The sequence below is a fragment of the Dechloromonas hortensis genome (genome assembly GCF_009469765.1).
Lineage (GTDB): Bacteria > Pseudomonadota > Gammaproteobacteria > Burkholderiales > Rhodocyclaceae > Azonexus > Azonexus hortensis.
Map to the genome: position 1 here is coordinate 179,874 of NZ_SSSQ01000007.1, position 16,465 is coordinate 196,338.

The 16,465-nt window shown below is 60.7% G+C and carries 22 protein-coding genes; 11 read left to right on the top strand and 11 right to left on the bottom strand.

Features of this window, described 5'->3' with window-relative positions; all coding sequences use genetic code 11:
* The first annotated feature begins 1 nt into the window (after position 1).
* Positions 2-466 carry a transcriptional regulator NrdR gene (nrdR, locus tag GH663_RS13010; RefSeq protein WP_066881163.1) on the top strand — a complete coding sequence of 155 codons (465 nt, stop codon included), beginning with the start codon at positions 2-4 and terminating at the stop codon, positions 464-466.
* Positions 463-1,551 carry a bifunctional diaminohydroxyphosphoribosylaminopyrimidine deaminase/5-amino-6-(5-phosphoribosylamino)uracil reductase RibD gene (ribD, locus tag GH663_RS13015; protein WP_153132161.1) on the top strand — a complete coding sequence of 363 codons (1,089 nt, stop codon included), beginning with the start codon at positions 463-465 and terminating at the stop codon, positions 1,549-1,551. Before nrdR ends, ribD begins: the two co-directional genes overlap by 4 nt.
* Here ribD and GH663_RS13020 read toward each other — a convergent pair.
* Genes GH663_RS13020 through GH663_RS13035 form a run of 4 tightly spaced genes read right to left on the bottom strand, consistent with a single transcriptional unit; the run spans position 1,466 to position 5,511 of the window.
* The gene (locus tag GH663_RS13020; RefSeq protein WP_153132162.1) at positions 1,466-2,293 is read right to left on the bottom strand and encodes a HesA/MoeB/ThiF family protein; all 828 of its coding nucleotides are present in this window, start codon (positions 2,291-2,293) and stop codon (positions 1,466-1,468) included. The genes ribD and GH663_RS13020 overlap by 86 nt on opposite strands.
* The gene (locus tag GH663_RS13025; RefSeq protein ID WP_066881166.1) at positions 2,290-2,691 is read right to left on the bottom strand and encodes a hypothetical protein; all 402 of its coding nucleotides are present in this window, start codon (positions 2,689-2,691) and stop codon (positions 2,290-2,292) included. Before GH663_RS13025 ends, GH663_RS13020 begins: the two co-directional genes overlap by 4 nt.
* 19 nt (positions 2,692-2,710) lie before the next feature.
* Positions 2,711-4,150: a S41 family peptidase gene (locus GH663_RS13030; protein ID WP_066881720.1), complete on the bottom strand. Its 1,440-nt coding sequence runs from the start codon at positions 4,148-4,150 to the stop codon at positions 2,711-2,713.
* Positions 4,147-5,511 carry a murein hydrolase activator EnvC family protein gene (locus GH663_RS13035; RefSeq protein WP_153132163.1) on the bottom strand — a complete coding sequence of 455 codons (1,365 nt, stop codon included), beginning with the start codon at positions 5,509-5,511 and terminating at the stop codon, positions 4,147-4,149. Before GH663_RS13035 ends, GH663_RS13030 begins: the two co-directional genes overlap by 4 nt.
* Positions 5,512-5,754: 243 nt before the next feature.
* Between GH663_RS13035 and GH663_RS13040 the strand changes: the two genes are divergently transcribed.
* From GH663_RS13040 to GH663_RS13065, 6 genes are read left to right on the top strand one after another with little or no spacing between them, the layout of a single operon-like run.
* Positions 5,755-6,024, top strand: coding sequence for an ArsR/SmtB family transcription factor (locus tag GH663_RS13040; RefSeq protein WP_066881722.1), 270 nt, complete (start codon positions 5,755-5,757; stop codon positions 6,022-6,024).
* Positions 6,025-6,027: 3 nt separating this feature from the next.
* Entirely contained in the window at positions 6,028-6,453 is a 426-nt protein-coding gene (locus GH663_RS13045) for a rhodanese-like domain-containing protein (RefSeq protein ID WP_211371144.1), read from the top strand.
* Positions 6,450-6,716, top strand: a complete 267-nt coding sequence (gene grxC / locus GH663_RS13050; RefSeq protein WP_153132164.1) for a glutaredoxin 3 — start codon at positions 6,450-6,452, stop codon at positions 6,714-6,716. Before GH663_RS13045 ends, grxC begins: the two co-directional genes overlap by 4 nt.
* Before the next feature lie 28 nt (positions 6,717-6,744).
* Positions 6,745-7,203 carry a protein-export chaperone SecB gene (gene secB, locus GH663_RS13055; RefSeq protein ID WP_153132165.1) on the top strand — a complete coding sequence of 153 codons (459 nt, stop codon included), beginning with the start codon at positions 6,745-6,747 and terminating at the stop codon, positions 7,201-7,203.
* A 3-nt stretch (positions 7,204-7,206) separates the two neighbouring features.
* Positions 7,207-7,653 (top strand): SH3 domain-containing protein, encoded by a 447-nt coding sequence (locus GH663_RS13060; RefSeq protein ID WP_066881173.1) that lies wholly within the window; start codon positions 7,207-7,209, stop codon positions 7,651-7,653.
* Positions 7,650-8,639 carry an NAD(P)H-dependent glycerol-3-phosphate dehydrogenase gene (locus GH663_RS13065; RefSeq protein WP_153132166.1) on the top strand — a complete coding sequence of 330 codons (990 nt, stop codon included), beginning with the start codon at positions 7,650-7,652 and terminating at the stop codon, positions 8,637-8,639. Before GH663_RS13060 ends, GH663_RS13065 begins: the two co-directional genes overlap by 4 nt.
* Here the strand turns inward: GH663_RS13065 and GH663_RS13070 are convergent.
* Positions 8,636-9,100 (bottom strand): tRNA (cytidine(34)-2'-O)-methyltransferase, encoded by a 465-nt coding sequence (locus GH663_RS13070; RefSeq protein ID WP_153132167.1) that lies wholly within the window; start codon positions 9,098-9,100, stop codon positions 8,636-8,638. The two genes, GH663_RS13065 and GH663_RS13070, sit on opposite strands and share 4 nt — an antisense overlap.
* A gap of 52 nt (positions 9,101-9,152) precedes the next feature.
* Positions 9,153-9,869 (bottom strand): ComF family protein, encoded by a 717-nt coding sequence (locus GH663_RS13075; RefSeq protein ID WP_153132168.1) that lies wholly within the window; start codon positions 9,867-9,869, stop codon positions 9,153-9,155.
* Between the two features lie 85 nt (positions 9,870-9,954).
* Between GH663_RS13075 and bioB the strand changes: the two genes are divergently transcribed.
* Positions 9,955-10,938, top strand: a complete 984-nt coding sequence (gene bioB / locus GH663_RS13080; RefSeq protein WP_153132169.1) for a biotin synthase BioB — start codon at positions 9,955-9,957, stop codon at positions 10,936-10,938.
* A complete protein-coding gene (locus GH663_RS13085) occupies positions 10,935-11,813 on the top strand; it encodes a methyltransferase domain-containing protein (RefSeq protein ID WP_153132170.1) in 879 nt (292 codons plus the stop codon). The genes bioB and GH663_RS13085 overlap by 4 nt, the downstream gene beginning before the upstream one ends.
* Here GH663_RS13085 and msrQ read toward each other — a convergent pair whose 3' ends face one another.
* The 5 genes from msrQ to GH663_RS13110 all read right to left on the bottom strand — a co-directional run bounded on the left by msrQ (position 11,814) and on the right by GH663_RS13110 (position 15,569).
* Positions 11,814-12,479 carry a protein-methionine-sulfoxide reductase heme-binding subunit MsrQ gene (gene msrQ / locus GH663_RS13090; protein WP_153132171.1) on the bottom strand — a complete coding sequence of 222 codons (666 nt, stop codon included), beginning with the start codon at positions 12,477-12,479 and terminating at the stop codon, positions 11,814-11,816. It lies immediately after the preceding gene.
* A 2-nt stretch (positions 12,480-12,481) separates the two neighbouring features.
* The gene (msrP, locus tag GH663_RS13095) at positions 12,482-13,423 is read right to left on the bottom strand and encodes a protein-methionine-sulfoxide reductase catalytic subunit MsrP (RefSeq protein WP_153132172.1); all 942 of its coding nucleotides are present in this window, start codon (positions 13,421-13,423) and stop codon (positions 12,482-12,484) included.
* 106 nt (positions 13,424-13,529) lie between these two features.
* Positions 13,530-14,384, bottom strand: coding sequence for an HDOD domain-containing protein (locus GH663_RS13100; RefSeq protein ID WP_153132173.1), 855 nt, complete (start codon positions 14,382-14,384; stop codon positions 13,530-13,532).
* Positions 14,374-14,805 (bottom strand): CBS domain-containing protein, encoded by a 432-nt coding sequence (locus GH663_RS13105; RefSeq protein ID WP_153132174.1) that lies wholly within the window; start codon positions 14,803-14,805, stop codon positions 14,374-14,376. Before GH663_RS13105 ends, GH663_RS13100 begins: the two co-directional genes overlap by 11 nt.
* A 128-nt stretch (positions 14,806-14,933) precedes the next feature.
* Positions 14,934-15,569 carry a c-type cytochrome gene (locus GH663_RS13110; RefSeq protein ID WP_153132175.1) on the bottom strand — a complete coding sequence of 212 codons (636 nt, stop codon included), beginning with the start codon at positions 15,567-15,569 and terminating at the stop codon, positions 14,934-14,936.
* A 109-nt stretch (positions 15,570-15,678) separates the two neighbouring features.
* Here GH663_RS13110 and yihA point away from each other — a divergent pair, with 109 nt between their 5' ends.
* Entirely contained in the window at positions 15,679-16,341 is a 663-nt protein-coding gene (yihA, locus tag GH663_RS13115; protein WP_153132176.1) for a ribosome biogenesis GTP-binding protein YihA/YsxC, read from the top strand.
* The last annotated feature ends 124 nt before the right edge of the window (positions 16,342-16,465 follow it).

Sequence of the window (16,465 nt, forward strand, 5' to 3'; positions counted from 1 at the left end):
AGTGAAATGCCCTTTCTGCGGTGCGGATGAAACGGCGGTTGCCGATACCCGTCTGAATGACGAAGGTGACGTCGTTCGTCGCCGCAGGAAGTGCAATGCCTGCGACAAGCGTTTTACCACCTACGAGCGGGCGGAAATCCGCCTGCCGCAGGTGGTCAAGAAGAACGGTCTACGCACCGAGTTCAATCGCGACAAGTTGCGGGCCAGCCTGGAGCTGGCCTTGCGCAAGCGGCCGGTCTCGATCGAGTCGCTCGATGCCGCGGTGGCCGATATCGAAGAAATGCTGCTCACCGCCGGCGAGCGCGAAGTCAGCACGCAACAGCTCGGTGAGCTGGTCATGCGTGAGTTGAAGAAGCTCGACAAGGTGGCCTATATCCGCTTTGCCTCGGTTTATCGCAATTTTGAAGACGTGGATGCCTTTTCCCGGGCGATCCGCGAAGTTTCACCGACCCCCAAGAAAAAATGAGTTTCAGCGCCGTCGACCACGGCATGATGGCGCGCGCCCTGCAGCTGGCCGAGCGCGGGTTATGGACGACTTCGCCCAACCCGCGGGTCGGTTGTGTGCTGGTGCGCGATGGCCGGGTGGTCGGCGAGGGCTGGCACGAGAAAGCCGGCGAACCGCATGCCGAAGTCCATGCCTTGCGTGCAGCCGGCGAGCAGGCGCGCGGCGCTACCGCCTATGTCACGCTCGAACCATGCAGCCATCACGGTCGCACACCGCCGTGTGCCGAAGCCCTGATTGCTGCGGGGGTAGCCCGCGTCGTCGCGGCAATGACCGATCCCAATCCGCTGGTCGCCGGCCAGGGCCTGGCCATGTTGCAGGCTGCCGGCATCGAGACGGCCTCTGGTCTGCTGGAAAACGAAGCGCGCGAACTGAATATCGGTTTCGTTTCGCGGATGACCCGTGGTCGCCCTTGGTTGCGCCTGAAGACGGCGGCCAGCCTGGATGGCAAGACGGCCCTCAACAACGGCGTCAGCCAGTGGATAACCGGCCCGGATGCCCGGCGCGACGGGCATGCCTGGCGAGCCCGGGCTTGTGCGATTCTGACCGGCATCGGGACGGTACGCGACGATGATCCGCAACTACTGGTCCGTGACGTCGAGACGACCCGCCAACCACTGCGCGTGGTAGTCGATAGCCGGCTGGAAACGCCACTGACCGCCAGGGTTCTGCAGGGTGGCCCGGTGCTGATTGCCGGTGCGGTCGATAATGCTGAAAAAGCCGCATTGCTGCGGTCGACCGGTGCCGAAGTGCTAATTCTGCCCAATGCCGCCGGCAAGGTGGAGCTCAAGGCGCTACTGGAAGCATTGGCGCGGCGCGGCATCAACGAAGTACATGCCGAGGCCGGCTTCAAGCTCAACGGTTCGCTGCTCCGTGAAGGGCTGGTCGATGAGTTGCTGCTCTATCTGGCGCCCTGCCTGATCGGCCACGAAGCCAGCGGGTTGTTCAACCTGCCGGCGCTGACTACGCTAGATGGCAAGCACCCGTTGCAGATTCGCGATCTGCGTCAGGTCGGGGCAGATATCCGGGTAATTGCCCGGCCGCAGTAGGGCCGCAGACGGCGCAGCCGCCGTCCTTCTTGAAGCGGACGGTGCGCCACTCCATATCGAGCGCATCGAGCAGCAGCAGGCGGCCGCTCAGGCTTTCGCCGACACCGGCCGCCAGTTTCAGCGCCTCTGCCGCCTGCATGGTACCGATGATGCCGGTCAGCGGGGAAAAAACACCCATCACGGCACAGCGGACTTCCTCGACGTCCTCCCCTTCCGGGAAAAGGCAGTGGTAGCACGGCGAATCGTCGCGACGTAGATCGTAGACACTGATCTGGCCATCGAAGCGAATGGCGGCGCCGGAGACCAGCGGCTTTTTGTGATGGACGCAGGCGCGGTTGATGGCATGCCGGGTCGCAAAATTGTCGGTGCAATCGAGAACAAGGTCGGCGCTTGCTACCAAGGCGTCCAATGCCGCGCCCGAGAGGCGGGCCTGCAAGGGCATGATCTCGATGTCGGGATTGATCGCGGCCAGCGCCTGCCGGCCTGATTCGGCCTTGGCCATGCCGATGCGGGCCTGGGTGTGCAGGATCTGACGCTGCAGGTTGGTGAAATCGACGCTGTCGTCGTCGACCAGCGTGATCTTGCCGATGCCGGCCGAGGCCAGGTAGAGCGCGGCCGGCGAACCGAGGCCGCCGGCACCGATGATCAAGGCGTGGGTTGCCAGGATGCGCTCCTGACCTTCGATCCCCAGTGCATCCAGCAGAATGTGTCGGCTATAGCGGAGAAGCTGCTCGTCCGTCACTTGTATTCGCGCCACTCCGGCGGGGTGTCGTCGTGGTCGCCATGCGGGCGGTGTTCCCAGGCGTGCACGTAGGCTTCCTGCGACGAGCGCTTGAGGCGCTTTTCCGGGGCGCCCAGGTTATGCAACTGGGTGTCCTCGACGTAATGAATCAAGGCCCGGGTCAGTTTGCTCATCAGCGTGTTATCGAGATGGTAGCCCTTGTCTTCGAGATGCGCCTCGAGTTCCTGCAGCGTGTGTTGCTGCAACTCGTAAGCCACGGCCACCGCACGTTTCTCGATCTTTGGCGCTGCCTCCACCTCGTCCAGGTGGCCGAGGTCATCTGCTGCCTCGGGCACCTGGCCGGGGGGGAATTTGGCGAACAATATCTCGCGTTGCTTTTTCAGGTCAGACGAACTCATCGCACCTCCCCCTTGAGCTCTAGTCCTTTGCTTTGCCCTGCATGATCTGCAAGCCCTTGAGCAGATTCAGCGCCTGCTGGAACTGATAGTCGCCCTTGCTTGCATATTCCATGCGTGCCGGCACTTCATCCTCGGCGTCGTCCTTGCTGCCCTTGTCCTTGCCGGACTTGCTCTGGGGCTTCGCCTGCGGTTTGGCTTCCGGCTTGCTTTCGGGTTTGGCCGCGTCCTTGCCGGCTTCCTTCTCGCGGTCGTTGATCAGGTGACGATCAAGGTCCGCTTCGCGGATACGCATGCCGCCTGCGCTGCCGTTTGCCGTTTCTTCGACGATGATGTCGGGCACGATTCCCTTGGCCTGAATCGAGCGGCCATCCGGCGTGTAGTAACGGGCCGTGGTCAGTTTGATCGCCGTGTTGCCGGGCAGGGGCAGGACGGACTGCACCGAGCCCTTGCCGAAGGTTTGCGTACCGACAATGATGGCTCGCTTGTGGTCCTGCAGGGCGCCGGCGACAATTTCGGAGGCCGAGGCCGAGCCGCCATTGACCAGCACGACCATCGGCACCTTCTTGATGTCGATCGGCATGCTCTTCAGGGGGTCTTCCTTGGAGCCGCGCAGGTAATCCTGGGCGCGTGCCTTGAATTCCTGCTTGGCATCCTCGGTACGACCGTCGGTCGAAACGACCTTGACATCCGGCGGCAGGAAGGCCGCCGAGACGCCGATGGCGCCGTTGAGCAGGCCGCCCGGGTCGTTGCGCAGGTCGAGGACCAGGCCTTGCAGCTTGTTGCCGTCCTTGTACAGGCCGCTGACCGCCTTGGCCAGTTCGCCAATGGTGTTTTCCTGGAACTGGGTGATGCGCACCCAGCCGTAGCCGGGTTCGACCAGCTTCGACTTGACGCTCTGGACCTTGATCACTTCGCGAACCAGCGTGATTTCGATCGGCTTGCTTTCACCCTTGCGGATGATGGAAATCTTGATCGGCGTCTTCGGCTTGCCGCGCATCTTCTTGACGGCGTCGCTCAGGGTCAGGCCTTTGACCGGCGTGTCGTCGAGCTTGAAAATGAGATCGCCGGCCTTGACGCCGGCACGGTAGGCCGGGGTGTCCTCGATTGGCGAGACGACCTTGACCAGGCCGTCTTCCATGCCGACTTCGATGCCGAGGCCGCCAAACTCACCCTGGGTGCCAACCTGCAGATCCTTGAAGGCGTCGGCGTCGAGGTAGGCGGAATGCGGGTCGAGATTGGACAGCATGCCGGAAATGGCATTGGTGATCATCTTCTTGTCTTCGACCGGTTCGACGTAGCCCTGCTTGATCGCGCTGTAGACCTCGGCAAAGGTACGCAACTCGTCGATCGGCAAGCCGGGTTTCACTTCCTTGTCGGCCAGGGCCGGGATGTGCAGGCTGATAAGGGCGCCGGCGACAAAGCCGCCTAATGCCAAACTGATGGTTTTCGCTTTGCTCATTTCAAACTGGCCCATTTCATCGGGTCGATCGGTTGCCCTTGGTGGCGGAGTTCAAAGTATAAACCGGAATCCGGGTTGCCCCCGCTGTTGCCGACAGTGGCTACCGTTTCCCCGCCTTTGACGGCTTGCCCGACGTGCTTGAGCAGCGAGTCGTTATTGCCGTAGATCGAGAGATAGGCATTGCCGTGGTCGACGATCAGCAGATTGCCAAAACCGCGCATCCATTCGGAAAAAACGACCCTGCCACCGGCGATGGCCTTGACTTCGCTGCCGCTGCCGGCCTTGATGAAAAGTCCGCGCCAGGTGCCGCCGCCATCACGCGGTGTACCGAAACGTCCGGAGACGACGCCGCGCACCGGCAGGCGCAGGTTGCCTTGCTGGCGGGCAAAACTACCATCGTTGGCGACAGGTTCGTAGCGGTTCTCGGCTTCGATTGTTTTGGGACGGCTGGCTTCGGTGGCTGGCGCCGGGCGGCTCGGCTCCTTCTCTTCCTGCTGCGGGCGAGGTTTTGCTTTCTGCTTGGCGACTTCGGCCAGGCGGGCAGCTTCCGCGGCCTTGGCTGCTTCCGCCGCGCGCGCCGCTTGGGCGGCCTGGGCGGCAAGGATTTTCGACAGGCGGTCGATGAGCTGGGTCAGTCGTTTTTCGTTTTGTTGCAGGTTGCCGATTTCCTTGCGCTGGCTGTTCACCTTGTCGGAAATCTGCGCGTAGAGCGCTTTCCGCTCGGCCCGTTGCTTCTCCAGCTCGGCGTGGCGTTGCTGCTGCCGAGCCTCGACATCCTGCAGTTCTTCAGCCCGCTCCTTGGCATTGGCGGCCAGTGCTTTCTTGCGGTCGAGCGTGGCGTTGATCTCGCCCATCAGTTCGGCCCGGGTCAGGGCGATGGCCGACAGGTAATGCAGGTCGCGCGCCATCTGGTTGGGGTCGTTGCCGTTCAGCAAAAGTTGCAGCGAATCCGGCGTGCCGCGCAGGTATTGCTTGTAGAGCAGTTTTTCCAGTTGCGCTTGCTGCAGGCCTAGCGTGCTGCTCAGTTCGTGTGACTGGAACTCCAGGTCTTTCAGTTTTTTTTGCAGTTGACCGCGCTGCTCGGTGAGTTCCAGTAGTTCGCGTTGCAGGCGGGAGATCTGGCGTTCCGACTCACGCAGCCGGTCTGCTGCGTCGGCCTTGTTTTCCTCGCTGGCGTTCAGTTCCTTGCGCAAACCTTCGATGCGGCTGCGGAGTTCCCCGAGGTCGGCCTGCTTTTCGGCTATTTCAGGTGTTGCGTTGGCGCTGGCGGGCTTGGCCGAGATTGCTGGCTGCTTGGCCGCGCCAGCTGGGGGCGAGGCAAAAACTGCGGTCAGCAGCAAGGCGAGCGCGGGAATTTGCATCGACCGGAGATTTTTCGGAAAAGGTGTTCGCAAGGGCTTGTGCTGCCATTCTGGTCGCCTGGGCCCGGGATTCTGGCTGGAGCCCGCAGTGCTGTTTTGTCGGCGCACGATTACGGATTGATGTTAATTAAGGTCTGTGAAATGCAAATCGTTATTTTATAATGATCCATTAACCGATAACGGGGTTTTATTATCTTGGAAAAGCCTTCCTTCAACCTGATCGAGAAGCAGGAACACATCGAGATGGCCGCCCGTGCGCTCAAGGCCATCGCGCATCCGCTGCGCCTCAAGATCCTTTGTGTGCTTGGCGATCAGGAGGCGTGTGTGCAGGAGATCGTCGATGCGGTCGGCACTTCGCAGAGCAATATTTCCCAGCATCTGGCCATCTTGCGCGAGAAGGGCGTCTTGCTGACGCGCAAGGATGCCAATCGTGTTTTTTATCGGGTGGGTGATCAACGTACGTTGCAGCTGGTCGGCATGATGCGTGAAGTTTTTTGTGGTGTGGAGAGTTAAGTAATGCCGATGGAGTTTATCAATCAGAATATCCTGCTGATTTCGATTGTCGTGATCAGTGGCCTTGGCCTGCTTTGGCCGATGTTTGCGCGGTCAGGCAAAAACGAGGTCAATCCGGCCGAGGCGACGCTGCTGATCAATCGCGAAGACGCCCATATCGTCGACGTGCGTGAAGCGGACGAGTTTGCGGCCGGGCATTTGCCGGAGGCCCGTAATATCCCGCTCGCCAAGTTGGCAGACCGGGTCAATGAAATCGAGAAATTCAAGGACAAGCCGGTGATCGTTTGCTGCGCAGCCGGTATGCGCTCGGCCAAGGGTTGCGGCGAACTGGGCAAGCTCGGCTTCAGCCGTGTTTACAGTCTGGCCGGCGGGGTCGATGCCTGGGTCGGTGCCGGTTACCCGGTCAAGAAGGGAACCCGCAACAAATGAGCGCTCATGTCCTGATGTATACAACGGCAGTTTGCCCTTATTGCATTCGGGCCAAACAGTTGCTGAGCAATCGTGGCGTGACCGAGATCGAGGAAGTGCGTGTCGATCTTGATCCGGAGCGGCGCGATGAAATGATGCAGAAAACCAAGCGGCGTACCGTGCCGCAGATCTTCATCGGCGAAACCCATGTCGGGGGCTGTGATGATCTTTATGCGCTTGATGCGGCGGGCGAACTGAAGCCGCTGCTTGAAGCCGCTGCCTGAAAACCGATTAATTCACTGAAAGATGACCATGGAACAAAATCAGCAACCCGTTTTTGCCATCGAAAAACTCTACGTCAAGGATCTCTCCGTCGAAGTGCCGAATGCGCCGGAAATCTTCCTTGAGCGTGAAGCCCCGCAGGTCGAAATTCAGCTGAATACCGGCGCCCGTGGCGTTGGCGAAGGCGTCTTCGAAGTTATCCTGACGGTGACCGTGACTGCCAAGTTCGCCGAGAAGACGGTTTTCCTGGTCGAAGTCGGTCAGGCCGGCATTTTCCGCATCATGAATGTGCCGGATGAACAGATCGAGCCGCTGGTTGCCGTTGCCTGCCCGAACATTCTGTTCCCGTATGCCCGCGAGGCGGTTTCCGACGCAGTGACCCGGGCCGGTTTCCAGGCCATCGTGCTGCAACCGGTCAATTTCGAAGCCATGTACATGCAGCGCATGCAGGAACAGGCTTCGGAGCCGACCGAAGTCACCATTCAGTAAATCATGCAGATCCGGCGCCGGACCATCGCTGCCCTGGCGTTGCTCTGCCTTGGCGGAGCAGCGCAGGCCATTGACTACCGTTCGGTCGACGTTCCGGCGGCAGTACTCTATGACGCCCCCTCGCAGAAGGGCAAAAAACTCTATCTGATCAAGGCGCAGACGCCGGTCGAGGTGGTGGTCCGTCTGGAGGGGTGGTGCAAGGTCCGCGATGCCGAGGGAACGCTGGCCTGGATCGAGGCGCGCAACCTCGGCGAACGCCGGATGCTGGTGGTGACCGCGGCCAAGGCGGAAATCCGCCAGTCCGACAAGATCGAGGCGCCGCTGGTCGTTGAAATCGACAAGGGTGTCGGCCTGGAGTTCATCGAGCCGGCGTCGCCCGGTTGGGCCAAGGTGCGCCACCGCGACGGGGCGACCGGCTACGTTCGTTCATTGCAGGTCTGGGGTTTATGAAGATTACCTTGCTCGGCGCTGGCGCCTGGGGAACGGCGCTGTCCATTGCTTTTGCCGGCAAACATCAGGTTACCTTGTGGTCGCGGGAAGAGGACGTTGCGGTCGACCTGCGCGAAACGCGGGAAAACCATCGTTTCTTCCCGGGTTACCGGCTGCCGGAAGCGGTGCAGGTGTCGACCGATTTTGCTGCCGCCGTAGCAGATGCCGAGTTGCTGGTCGTGGCGACGCCGATTGCCGGCCTGCGTCCGACGGTCGAACGCTTGCAGGCGCTCGGCTGTACCTTGCCGATCTTGTGGGTGTGCAAGGGTTTCGAGGCCGGTAGTGGCAAATTGCCGCACCAGGTCGTCACCGAGGTGCTGGGGCCGCAGGCCGTTTGCGGTGCGCTGTCGGGTCCCAGTTTTGCCGAGGAAGTGGCAGCCGGGCAGCCGACCGCGGTCGCGCTGGCGGCCAATGATCCGGCCTTTGCCCGGGAAGCGGCCCGCCAACTACACACGACGCGTCTACGCATCTACGCCAATGACGATCTGGTCGGTGTCGAGGTCGGTGGGGCGATCAAGAATGTACTGGCCATTGCGACCGGCACCTGCGATGGTTTGGGGCTCGGCCTGAACTCGCGTGCCGCGCTGATGACGCGGGGCCTGGCGGAAATCGCCCGGCTTGGTCTGGCCCTCGGCGCGCAGCGCGAAACCTTCATGGGTCTGGCCGGCATGGGGGACCTGATTTTGACCTGTACCGGCGATCTGTCGCGTAACCGACGCGTGGGTCTGGCGCTGGCCGAAAACAAGTCCTTGCCGCAAATTCTCGAAGAGCTGGGTCATGTTGCCGAAGGCGTTTACACGGCCCGTGAGGTCGATCAACTGGCCCGCAAACTCGGTGTTGATATGCCGATCAGTGCCGCCGTGGCCGCGGTGCTCGACGGTCGCCTGACTGCCGCGCAGGCGGTCGAGCAGCTGATGGCGCGCGACCCGAAGGAAGAGCTGGCCTAGACTGAGCCAGTGAAGCCGGCCTGGCGCCAGGCTTCGAAGACCGTGACGGCCGCAGCGTTGGAGAGATTCAGGCTGCGTTGGCCGGCCTGCATCGGCAGGCGCAGGCGATGCGCTTCCGGAAACTCGGCAAATATTTCCGGCGGTAGACCGCTGGTTTCGCGGCCAAAGACAAATACATCGTTTTCCTGCAAGGTGGTCGTGTACGGGCTGGCCTGACCCTTGGTGGTCATCGCGAATAGCCGGCGACCAACCAGGGCGACCTTGCAGGCTGCCCAGTCGGCGTGACGAACGACCCGGGCGTACTCGTGGTAATCGAGGCCGGCCCGGCGCAGCGATTTGTCGGTGATATCGAAGCCGAGCGGTTCGACGAGATGCAGTTCGGCGCCGGTATTGGCGCAGAGTCGAATGATGTTGCCCGTGTTGGGTGGAATTTCCGGCTGATAGAGAACGACGGCGAACACGTTTCAGGCTTCCGTGAGTGGCAAGGTTGCGGATTAGAACATGCTTTTCCGGCTAGTGTTTAAGGGCGCGCGCAGCGACGACGACGTGAACCGTGCTGGCGCCATGCAGCTTCAAGACCCGGGCGCACTCGTTCAGGGTGGCGCCGGTGGTCATCACGTCATCGACCAGCAGGATACGGCGGCCGCTGAAGTCGCCGCGACATTCAAAGGCGCCGCGCACATTCTTGTGGCGCTCCTTGAGCGGCAATTCGGCCTGCGGTGGCGTGGCGCGGGTGCGCAGCAGTGTGCTGCGGTCGACCGGCAATTTGAGGCATTTTCCAAGGCGGCCAGCAATTTCGGCCGACTGGTTGAAGCCGCGTTCGCGCAGGCGCTCACTGTGCAGCGGCAGTGGAATGATCAGGTCGACATTAGGTGTGTCTGGGGTCCCCAGCATTTGCCCGGCGAGCCAGTCGGCGACAGCCAGCTGGTGGCCGTACTTGAGGGCGTGAATGATGCGGTCCACCGGAAAATCGTAGCGGAAACGGGCAGTGGTCCGATCGAAATGCGGCGCCTCTTTCAAGCAGGCGCCGCAGCGTTCGCCGTGCGTTGTCTGTTCGTTGCAGAGCGGGCAAAGAGCGCCGGGCAGCGCCGGCAAATCAGCCTCGCAGTCAGGACAGATCAGGCTTGGCGCGCTATCGCCGCCACACAGCAGGCAACTGCCGGGCAGGGCGCCGGCGAGGAGTCGCCGACCGAACCGCCGGAAGGGATGGGCCTGGGGTAAAATTGACATCTGTCAGCAGTGTCCTCGATAATTCATAATTATCGATACGCTTCGTATCTGATTTTTATCGTATTTTTCAAGCAAGGCCATCTCCATGCAAGCAAGCACTCTCGCCGCCGTTTCTTCCAATCCGCAGTCTGCAACCGCTCCGCGCTGGACCGTTGCCGAGGTGCTCGAATTGTACGAATTGCCGTTGATGGATCTGATCTGGCGGGCGCAAGGCGTGCACCGCGCCAACTTCGATCCAAATGCCATTCAACGCTCGACGCTGCTCTCGGTCAAGACCGGCGGTTGCTCGGAAGATTGCAGCTACTGTTCACAGTCGGCCCGCTACGATACCGATACCCAGCGCGAACGTCTGATGCCGCTCGATGAGGTGGTTGCCGCCGCCAAGGCTGCCAAGGACAAGGGCGCTTCCCGGTTCTGCATGGGCGCCGCCTGGAAGGGACCGAAAGACAACGATCTCGACCGCGTTCTCGACATGGTGCGCGAGGTCAAGGCGCTCGGCATGCAGACTTGCGTCACGCTTGGCATGCTCAAGGACGGTCAGGCTGAAAAGCTGAAGGATGCCGGTCTCGACTACTACAACCACAATCTCGACACCGACAAGGAATTCTACGGTCAGGTGATCAAGACCCATACGCACGATGATCGCCTCGATACGCTGGATCAGGTGCGCGATGCCGGCATCAACGTCTGTTCGGGCGGCATCATCGGCATGGGCGAGTCACGCAAGAACCGCGCGGCGCTGATCGTCCAGTTGGCTAACCTGCCGCAGCCGCCGGAATCTGTGCCGATCAACAATCTGGTGCCGATTCCGGGCACTCCGCTGGCCGACAACCCGCGTCTCGATCCTTTTGAGTTCGTCCGCACGATCGCTGCGGCCCGCATCACCATGCCGAAATCCTGGGTTCGCCTGTCGGCCGGCCGTCAGGAAATGAGTGACGAACTGCAGGCGCTGTGCTTCCTGGCTGGTGCCAATTCGATGTTCTACGGCGATCATCTGCTGACTACCGGCAATCCGGAAGTGGACCGCGACGACGCGCTGTTTGCCCGCCTCGGCGTCAAGGCAGTTTGAACGCAGGCTTTGTCGACCGGCAGCAAGTCGGTCGACGTTTCTCCAAGGCGGCCGCCAGCTATTCAGACGGGGATTTCTTCGCCCGCGAAGTGGATCGTCGGATGCAGGAACGGCTCGACTACGTCAAGGTCGAGCCGAAGCGTATTCTCGACCTCGGTTGTAGCCGGGGGGCGAGTTTGGTCAGCCTGGCGGAACGTTATCCCGAAGCACAACTGATCGGTCTGGATGTGGTGCCGGCCATGCTCAGTGAGGCTCGTCCGCAACGGGCGGCCTGGCAGCGCTGGCTGGGGCTGGGCAAGTCGGCCGAACCGGTACGCCTGGCTGCCGATGCCGCGAAATTACCCCTGAAATCGAGGTCGACCGCAGTAATCTGGTCGAACCTGCTGCTGCACTGGCTGGACGACCCGCTGCCGGCCCTGGCGGAGGCGCATCGGGTGCTCGAAGTCGGCGGACTGCTCATGTTCTCGACCCTGGGGCCGGATTCGCTGCGTGAGCTGCGCCTGGCCTTTGCTGATGGCTACGCCCACACCCAGCGCTTCATCGACATGCACGACCTGGGCGACATGCTGGTCGGCTGCGGCTTTGCCGATCCGGTGATGGACATGGAAGTCATTACGCTGACCTACGACGATCTTGATGCCATGTTTGCCGACCTGCGCGCTGCCGGTTCTTCCTGTGCGATGAAGGCCAGGCGTCATGGCCTGACCGGCCGCAATTCATGGGCGGCGGCCCGTGCCGCTTACGAAGGCATGCGCCGGGACGGCAAGTTGCCTGCTACCTTCGAGGTAGTTTATGGTCATGCCTGGAAGGCCGAAGCGAAACAGACCGCGGACGGGCGGGCCATCGTTCGGCTCGATGGTCTGCGCAAGAAGTAACTATTCCGGTTTCTGCTTGAAAAACTTGAGAGGCTTGGCGGTCGGGAACTGCGGCACCGGAATTGCCTTGCGCCGCCATTCGCGGACTCGCCAGCCGAGCAGCAGGGCCAGCGCGGCCGAGTAAGCCAGGGGCCAGAGCAGGGCGGTGACCTTGACCAGCCAGAAGTAATGCACTGCCGCCAGCAGACTGATCAGGTAAATCGTACGATGCAGTTCCTGCCACTTGCGGCCGCCCAGTTTGCGGATCGCCCATTGGTTTGAGGTGGCGGCCAGCGGAATCAGCAGCACGAAAGCGGCAAAGCCCACCGTGACGAATGGCCGCTTCAGGACATCCCGGGCGATATCGCTGACAACAAAATCGTGATCGAAACCGATAAACGACAAAAAATGCAGGGTGGCGTAGAAGAAGCAAAACAAACCGAGCATCCGGCGCAGGCGGAGCAGCCAGTGCAGTTTCGTCAGGACGCGTAGCGGTGTGACGCAAAGAGTGAGCAGCAGCAGGTTGAAGGTCCAGGTGCCGGTCCAGCGTTGCACGAATTCGACCGGATTGGCCCCGAAGTCATTGCTGTAGGCGGCCCACAGCAGGCGGCCAAGCGGCAGCAGGCAGAGCAGGAAAACGGCGCTCTTGATCAGTTGCAGTTGTCGTTGGTCCGGTATCGATGCCATTTTCAGAAATGCTTCCGTAAATCCATACCGCTGTACAGGTTGGCAACTTGCTCGCCATAGCCATTGAAGGGCAGGGTCTTGCGTTTGAAAAACTCGCCAAGACGGCGTTCCTGGCTCTGGCTCCAGCGTTTGTGCGGAACGTCCGGGTTGACGTTGGAATAGAAGCCGTATTCATCGGGTGCCGCCTTGATCCAGGCCGTTTGTGGTTGCTTTTCGACAAAGCGGATGCGGACGATTGATTTCGCCCCCTTGAAGCCATACTTCCAGGGCACGATCAGCCGAATCGGAGCACCATTTTGCTTGGGCATCACTTCGCCATACATGCCGACCGCAAACAGGGTTAGCGGATGCATGGCTTCGTCGAGGCGCAATCCTTCGACGTAGGGCCAGTCAAGCAGCGGCAGGCGAATGTACGGCATCTGTTCGCGATCGGCCAGGCTCCAAAACTCGACGAATTTTGCATTGCCGGTTATTTCCACTCTCTTGAGCAATTCGGCGAAAGGAAAACCGATCCACGGGACAACCGCGCTCCAGCCTTCTACGCAACGCAAGCGATAGGTTCGTTCTTCGAGTGGCGCCCAATTGAGTATGTCTTCGATGGCGAAGGTCTTGGCCTGCTTTACTTCACCATCCACGGTTACCGTCCACGGCCGGGTGCGCAGGCGGTGAGCATTTTTGGCCGGACTGTCCTTGTCGGGGCCAAACTCGTAAAAATTCCCGTAGCTGGTCATCGATTCGAAACTGGTCGGCTTTTCGTCGCTAGAGAATGGCCCTGGCCGGGTTTTGCCCAGCTTTTCGCCGGTGCTTGCTGCAGTGGCCAGCGATGTGCCTGAGGCACCCAATAGCAAGGCGCTGCCCCCCAGAATGAGTTGGCGCCGTTTTTCAAAAAGTGCTTGCGGGGTGATTTCAGATGGCAGATGGTCAGCGGGGGGGCGTATCAGCATGTCAGTTCCTTGGCGGTTACATGCTCATTAGTCGCTGGCGGCAGCGAATTCCTTACACGCGTCGGGGAGCTTGGTGCGAGGTCAGACCGGCTGCTACACAGATGGTTCAGGCGGCGAGCGCCGAACGCAGTTCCTGAATGTCTTCCTCGGCCTCTTCCAGCAAGTCGGCGTAGCGTGCCTGGTCGGCATTGCGCGCTTCGATTTCTGCCGGGCTGAATTGCCCAGGTTGCCATTCCTGTGGGCCGCCCGCCAGCAATTTAGCAAAGTACAGTACGTCGCGCACGGTGCATGGCGTTTCGACGTTGCGTGTCTCGCCTTGATCGCGAACGGCGTCGGTAATGCTTTCCGGGAGTCCGAGGATGTGCAGCAGGCTTTCGCCGATGCTGGCCTCCCAGCCGTGTAGCAGAGCAAGCATGGCCGGTTTGTCGGTGCGGTATTCTGGGTACTCAGCGGCGCGGTAGAGCAGGTAAAAAACCCCGATGTTATGGACGAGGCCGGCCAGCATCGCTTCATCCGGATTGACCCGGCCAAGCCGGCGGGCCAGAACGCGGGCGATGGCGGCCACCTGAATCGAAAATTCCCAGGCCTGCCGGGCGATTTCGTCGTAGCCCGCAAGGTTGCGGGACTTCAGCATCTGGTCCATGGCTACGGCCAGCGAGGTGGTGCGCACTGCCTCGAAGCCCAGGCGCCCGATAGCACTGGACAATTCGCGGATGGCGACGCCCGACGGGTTGTAGCTCACCGAGTTGGCTAGGCGTAGCAGCTTGCTTGAGATCAAGGGCTCGACGCCGATGGCCAGGGCAACACGGTCCAGATTGACGCAGGGGTCTTTCAGGGTGTTCCTGACCATGATGGCCGCATCCATGCAGGTCGGAAAATTGATATCCCCCGAGAGGTCGCGGGCGATGTCCTCAAGAATACGGAAGTGCAGTGTCGATTCCGCGCTCTTTTCAGCCGGCAATGTAGCGCTCCAGTTGGGTAATCAGGAATTGCTGGGAGCTGATGGTTTCCTTGACCAGGTCACCGATCGATATCATGCCGGCGATGCTGTTGTCTTCATTGAGGACGGGGAGGTGGCGGAAGCGCTTCTCGGTCATCAGTGCCATGCACTCGTCGAGCGTTGCCGACGGCGTGACATAGGCGACGCGGTCGCTCATGATTTCGCGAACCAGGGTTTCCTTCGAGGATTTGCCTTGCAAAATGATTTTTCGGGCATAGTCCCGTTCCGAAAAAATGCCGACCAGTTGCTCGCCGTCGAGTACGAGCAGGGCGCCAACGTCATTCTGGGCCATCACGGTCAGGGCGTGAAAAACGGAGTCGCTTGGTGCAACAGCGGCCAGGGGGCGGTGTTTTCCGGCCAGCATCTGCTTGAGCGTTTTCATCGGAGTCTCCTCTTTTTGTGGGGGCATTTCGTGGAACGAGTCTATCCCCGAGTGATCCTGCTGCCAAGCATTTTGCTGACAATAAAAAAGGCAGCCGTAGCTGCCTTTGTCATGGAGCGATTTGATGCTTAACGCAAGCCGGCGGCAAATTCTGCAACGGCCTTGATTTCGACATCCGACAGCTTGGCGGCAATCATGCGCATCATCTTTTCCGGGTCGTTGGCGCGCTCTTCGAGGCGGAATGCCTTCAGTTGGGCTTCGGTGTATTCCGGGAACTGGCCAGCCAGTTTCGGATACTGCGCCGGCAGGCCGGCACCGGCCGGGCCGTGGCAGCCGGCGCAGGCGGGAACGCCCTTCTTGAAGTCACCTTGACGCCACAATTTCTGACCCAGGGCGATCTTGGTTTCGTCCTTGGCGGCGGCCGGCTTGGCCTTTTGGCTGGCAAACCAGGCGGCAACATTCTTCATGTCGTCATCAGACAGCGGGGCGGCCATGCCGCCCATGATGGCGTTATTACGAGCAGCAGGCTTGCCGTCGACTGATTTGAAATTCTGCAGTTGCTTGTAGATGTATTGTTCGACTTGGCCAGCCAGGTGCGGGTTGGCGGAGGCGGGGCTGTTACCGTCGGCGCCATGGCAGGCGACACAGACGGTTTCTGCGATGATTTTGCCCTTGGCAGGATCGGCCTTGCCCTTGGCTTCTTCGGATGCATGAGCGATGAAACTGGTGGCAAGAAGAATTGCCATTGCCGCGGTGCGAATCATTATCGAGCTCCTTGTACGCGTTTGTGGGCGCTTTGGCCGGAACGGAAGGTTACAAACCTGCTATTCTATATCAGTTCCCCGCCCCCTTGGCGGGTCTTCCGAGTTTTTTATGCCTCTGTTCCAGCAGGCGGTTTTTCTTACAACCGTCGCCAATCTCCGTGATTTACCCCTTGATTCTGTCCGTGAAGTGGCCTTTGCCGGTCGCTCCAATGCCGGGAAATCTTCCGCTATCAATACCCTTGCCGGTCGTGTCCGGCTTGCCTATGTCAGCAAGACGCCGGGGCGAACCCAGCATCTGAATTATTTCACCTTGGCCGAAGGCAAGTACTTCGTCGACTTGCCGGGTTACGGCTATGCCAAGGCGCCGGAGGCTATTCGTTCGCAGTGGGAAGGCCTGATCGGGCCTTACCTGAGCAAGCGCGATCAGTTGGCCGGCCTGGTCGTCATCATGGATATCCGTCGCCCGATGACCGATCTCGATCTGAAGCTGATCGACTGGTTCCGGCCGACCGGTCGGCCGATCCACATCCTGCTCTCCAAGGCCGACAAGCTGAGCCGCCAGGAGCAGACCAAGGCGCTGCGCTCGGTCAAGGCCGAAGTGGAAACTTGGGGGGATGCCGAACTTTATTCCGTCCAGCTTTTCTCCAGTCTGAAAAAGACTGGTGTCGAGGACGCCGAGGCCGTGCTGGCCGGCTGGCTGGATATCGAAATCAAGAAGAAAGAAAACAAAGGGCCCCCGGATAAGGGGGGTCCGGGGGCCAAAATGCCTTAACGTGGTCAAGGCACCCGCTCAGGGAGGTGAAGCGGGAGATAGCGCGTGCCATCTGCAGACTCTGACGTGGGTCAATGCGAAAAGTTCCACGCTGTTTGAGAATTTATTTTTCGAATTAATCGAG

Coding starts and splice junctions, on each gene's coding strand:
- GH663_RS13040 (WP_066881722.1), top strand. CDS start 5,755: ATGGCCGCCCGTGCGCTCAAGGCCATCGCGCATCCGCTGCGCCTCAAG.
- GH663_RS13030 (WP_066881720.1), bottom strand. CDS start 4,150: ATGAGCAAAGCGAAAACCATCAGTTTGGCATTAGGCGGCTTTGTCGCC.
- msrP (WP_153132172.1), bottom strand. CDS start 13,423: ATGCTGATACGCCCCCCCGCTGACCATCTGCCATCTGAAATCACCCCG.
- GH663_RS13045 (WP_211371144.1), top strand. CDS start 6,028: ATGCCGATGGAGTTTATCAATCAGAATATCCTGCTGATTTCGATTGTC.
- grxC (WP_153132164.1), top strand. CDS start 6,450: ATGAGCGCTCATGTCCTGATGTATACAACGGCAGTTTGCCCTTATTGC.
- bioB (WP_153132169.1), top strand. CDS start 9,955: ATGCAAGCAAGCACTCTCGCCGCCGTTTCTTCCAATCCGCAGTCTGCA.
- GH663_RS13035 (WP_153132163.1), bottom strand. CDS start 5,511: ATGCAAATTCCCGCGCTCGCCTTGCTGCTGACCGCAGTTTTTGCCTCG.
- GH663_RS13025 (WP_066881166.1), bottom strand. CDS start 2,691: ATGAGTTCGTCTGACCTGAAAAAGCAACGCGAGATATTGTTCGCCAAA.
- GH663_RS13110 (WP_153132175.1), bottom strand. CDS start 15,569: ATGATTCGCACCGCGGCAATGGCAATTCTTCTTGCCACCAGTTTCATC.
- GH663_RS13065 (WP_153132166.1), top strand. CDS start 7,650: ATGAAGATTACCTTGCTCGGCGCTGGCGCCTGGGGAACGGCGCTGTCC.
- msrQ (WP_153132171.1), bottom strand. CDS start 12,479: ATGGCATCGATACCGGACCAACGACAACTGCAACTGATCAAGAGCGCC.
- ribD (WP_153132161.1), top strand. CDS start 463: ATGAGTTTCAGCGCCGTCGACCACGGCATGATGGCGCGCGCCCTGCAG.
- GH663_RS13075 (WP_153132168.1), bottom strand. CDS start 9,869: ATGTCAATTTTACCCCAGGCCCATCCCTTCCGGCGGTTCGGTCGGCGA.
- GH663_RS13060 (WP_066881173.1), top strand. CDS start 7,207: ATGCAGATCCGGCGCCGGACCATCGCTGCCCTGGCGTTGCTCTGCCTT.
- GH663_RS13105 (WP_153132174.1), bottom strand. CDS start 14,805: ATGAAAACGCTCAAGCAGATGCTGGCCGGAAAACACCGCCCCCTGGCC.
- yihA (WP_153132176.1), top strand. CDS start 15,679: ATGCCTCTGTTCCAGCAGGCGGTTTTTCTTACAACCGTCGCCAATCTC.
- secB (WP_153132165.1), top strand. CDS start 6,745: ATGGAACAAAATCAGCAACCCGTTTTTGCCATCGAAAAACTCTACGTC.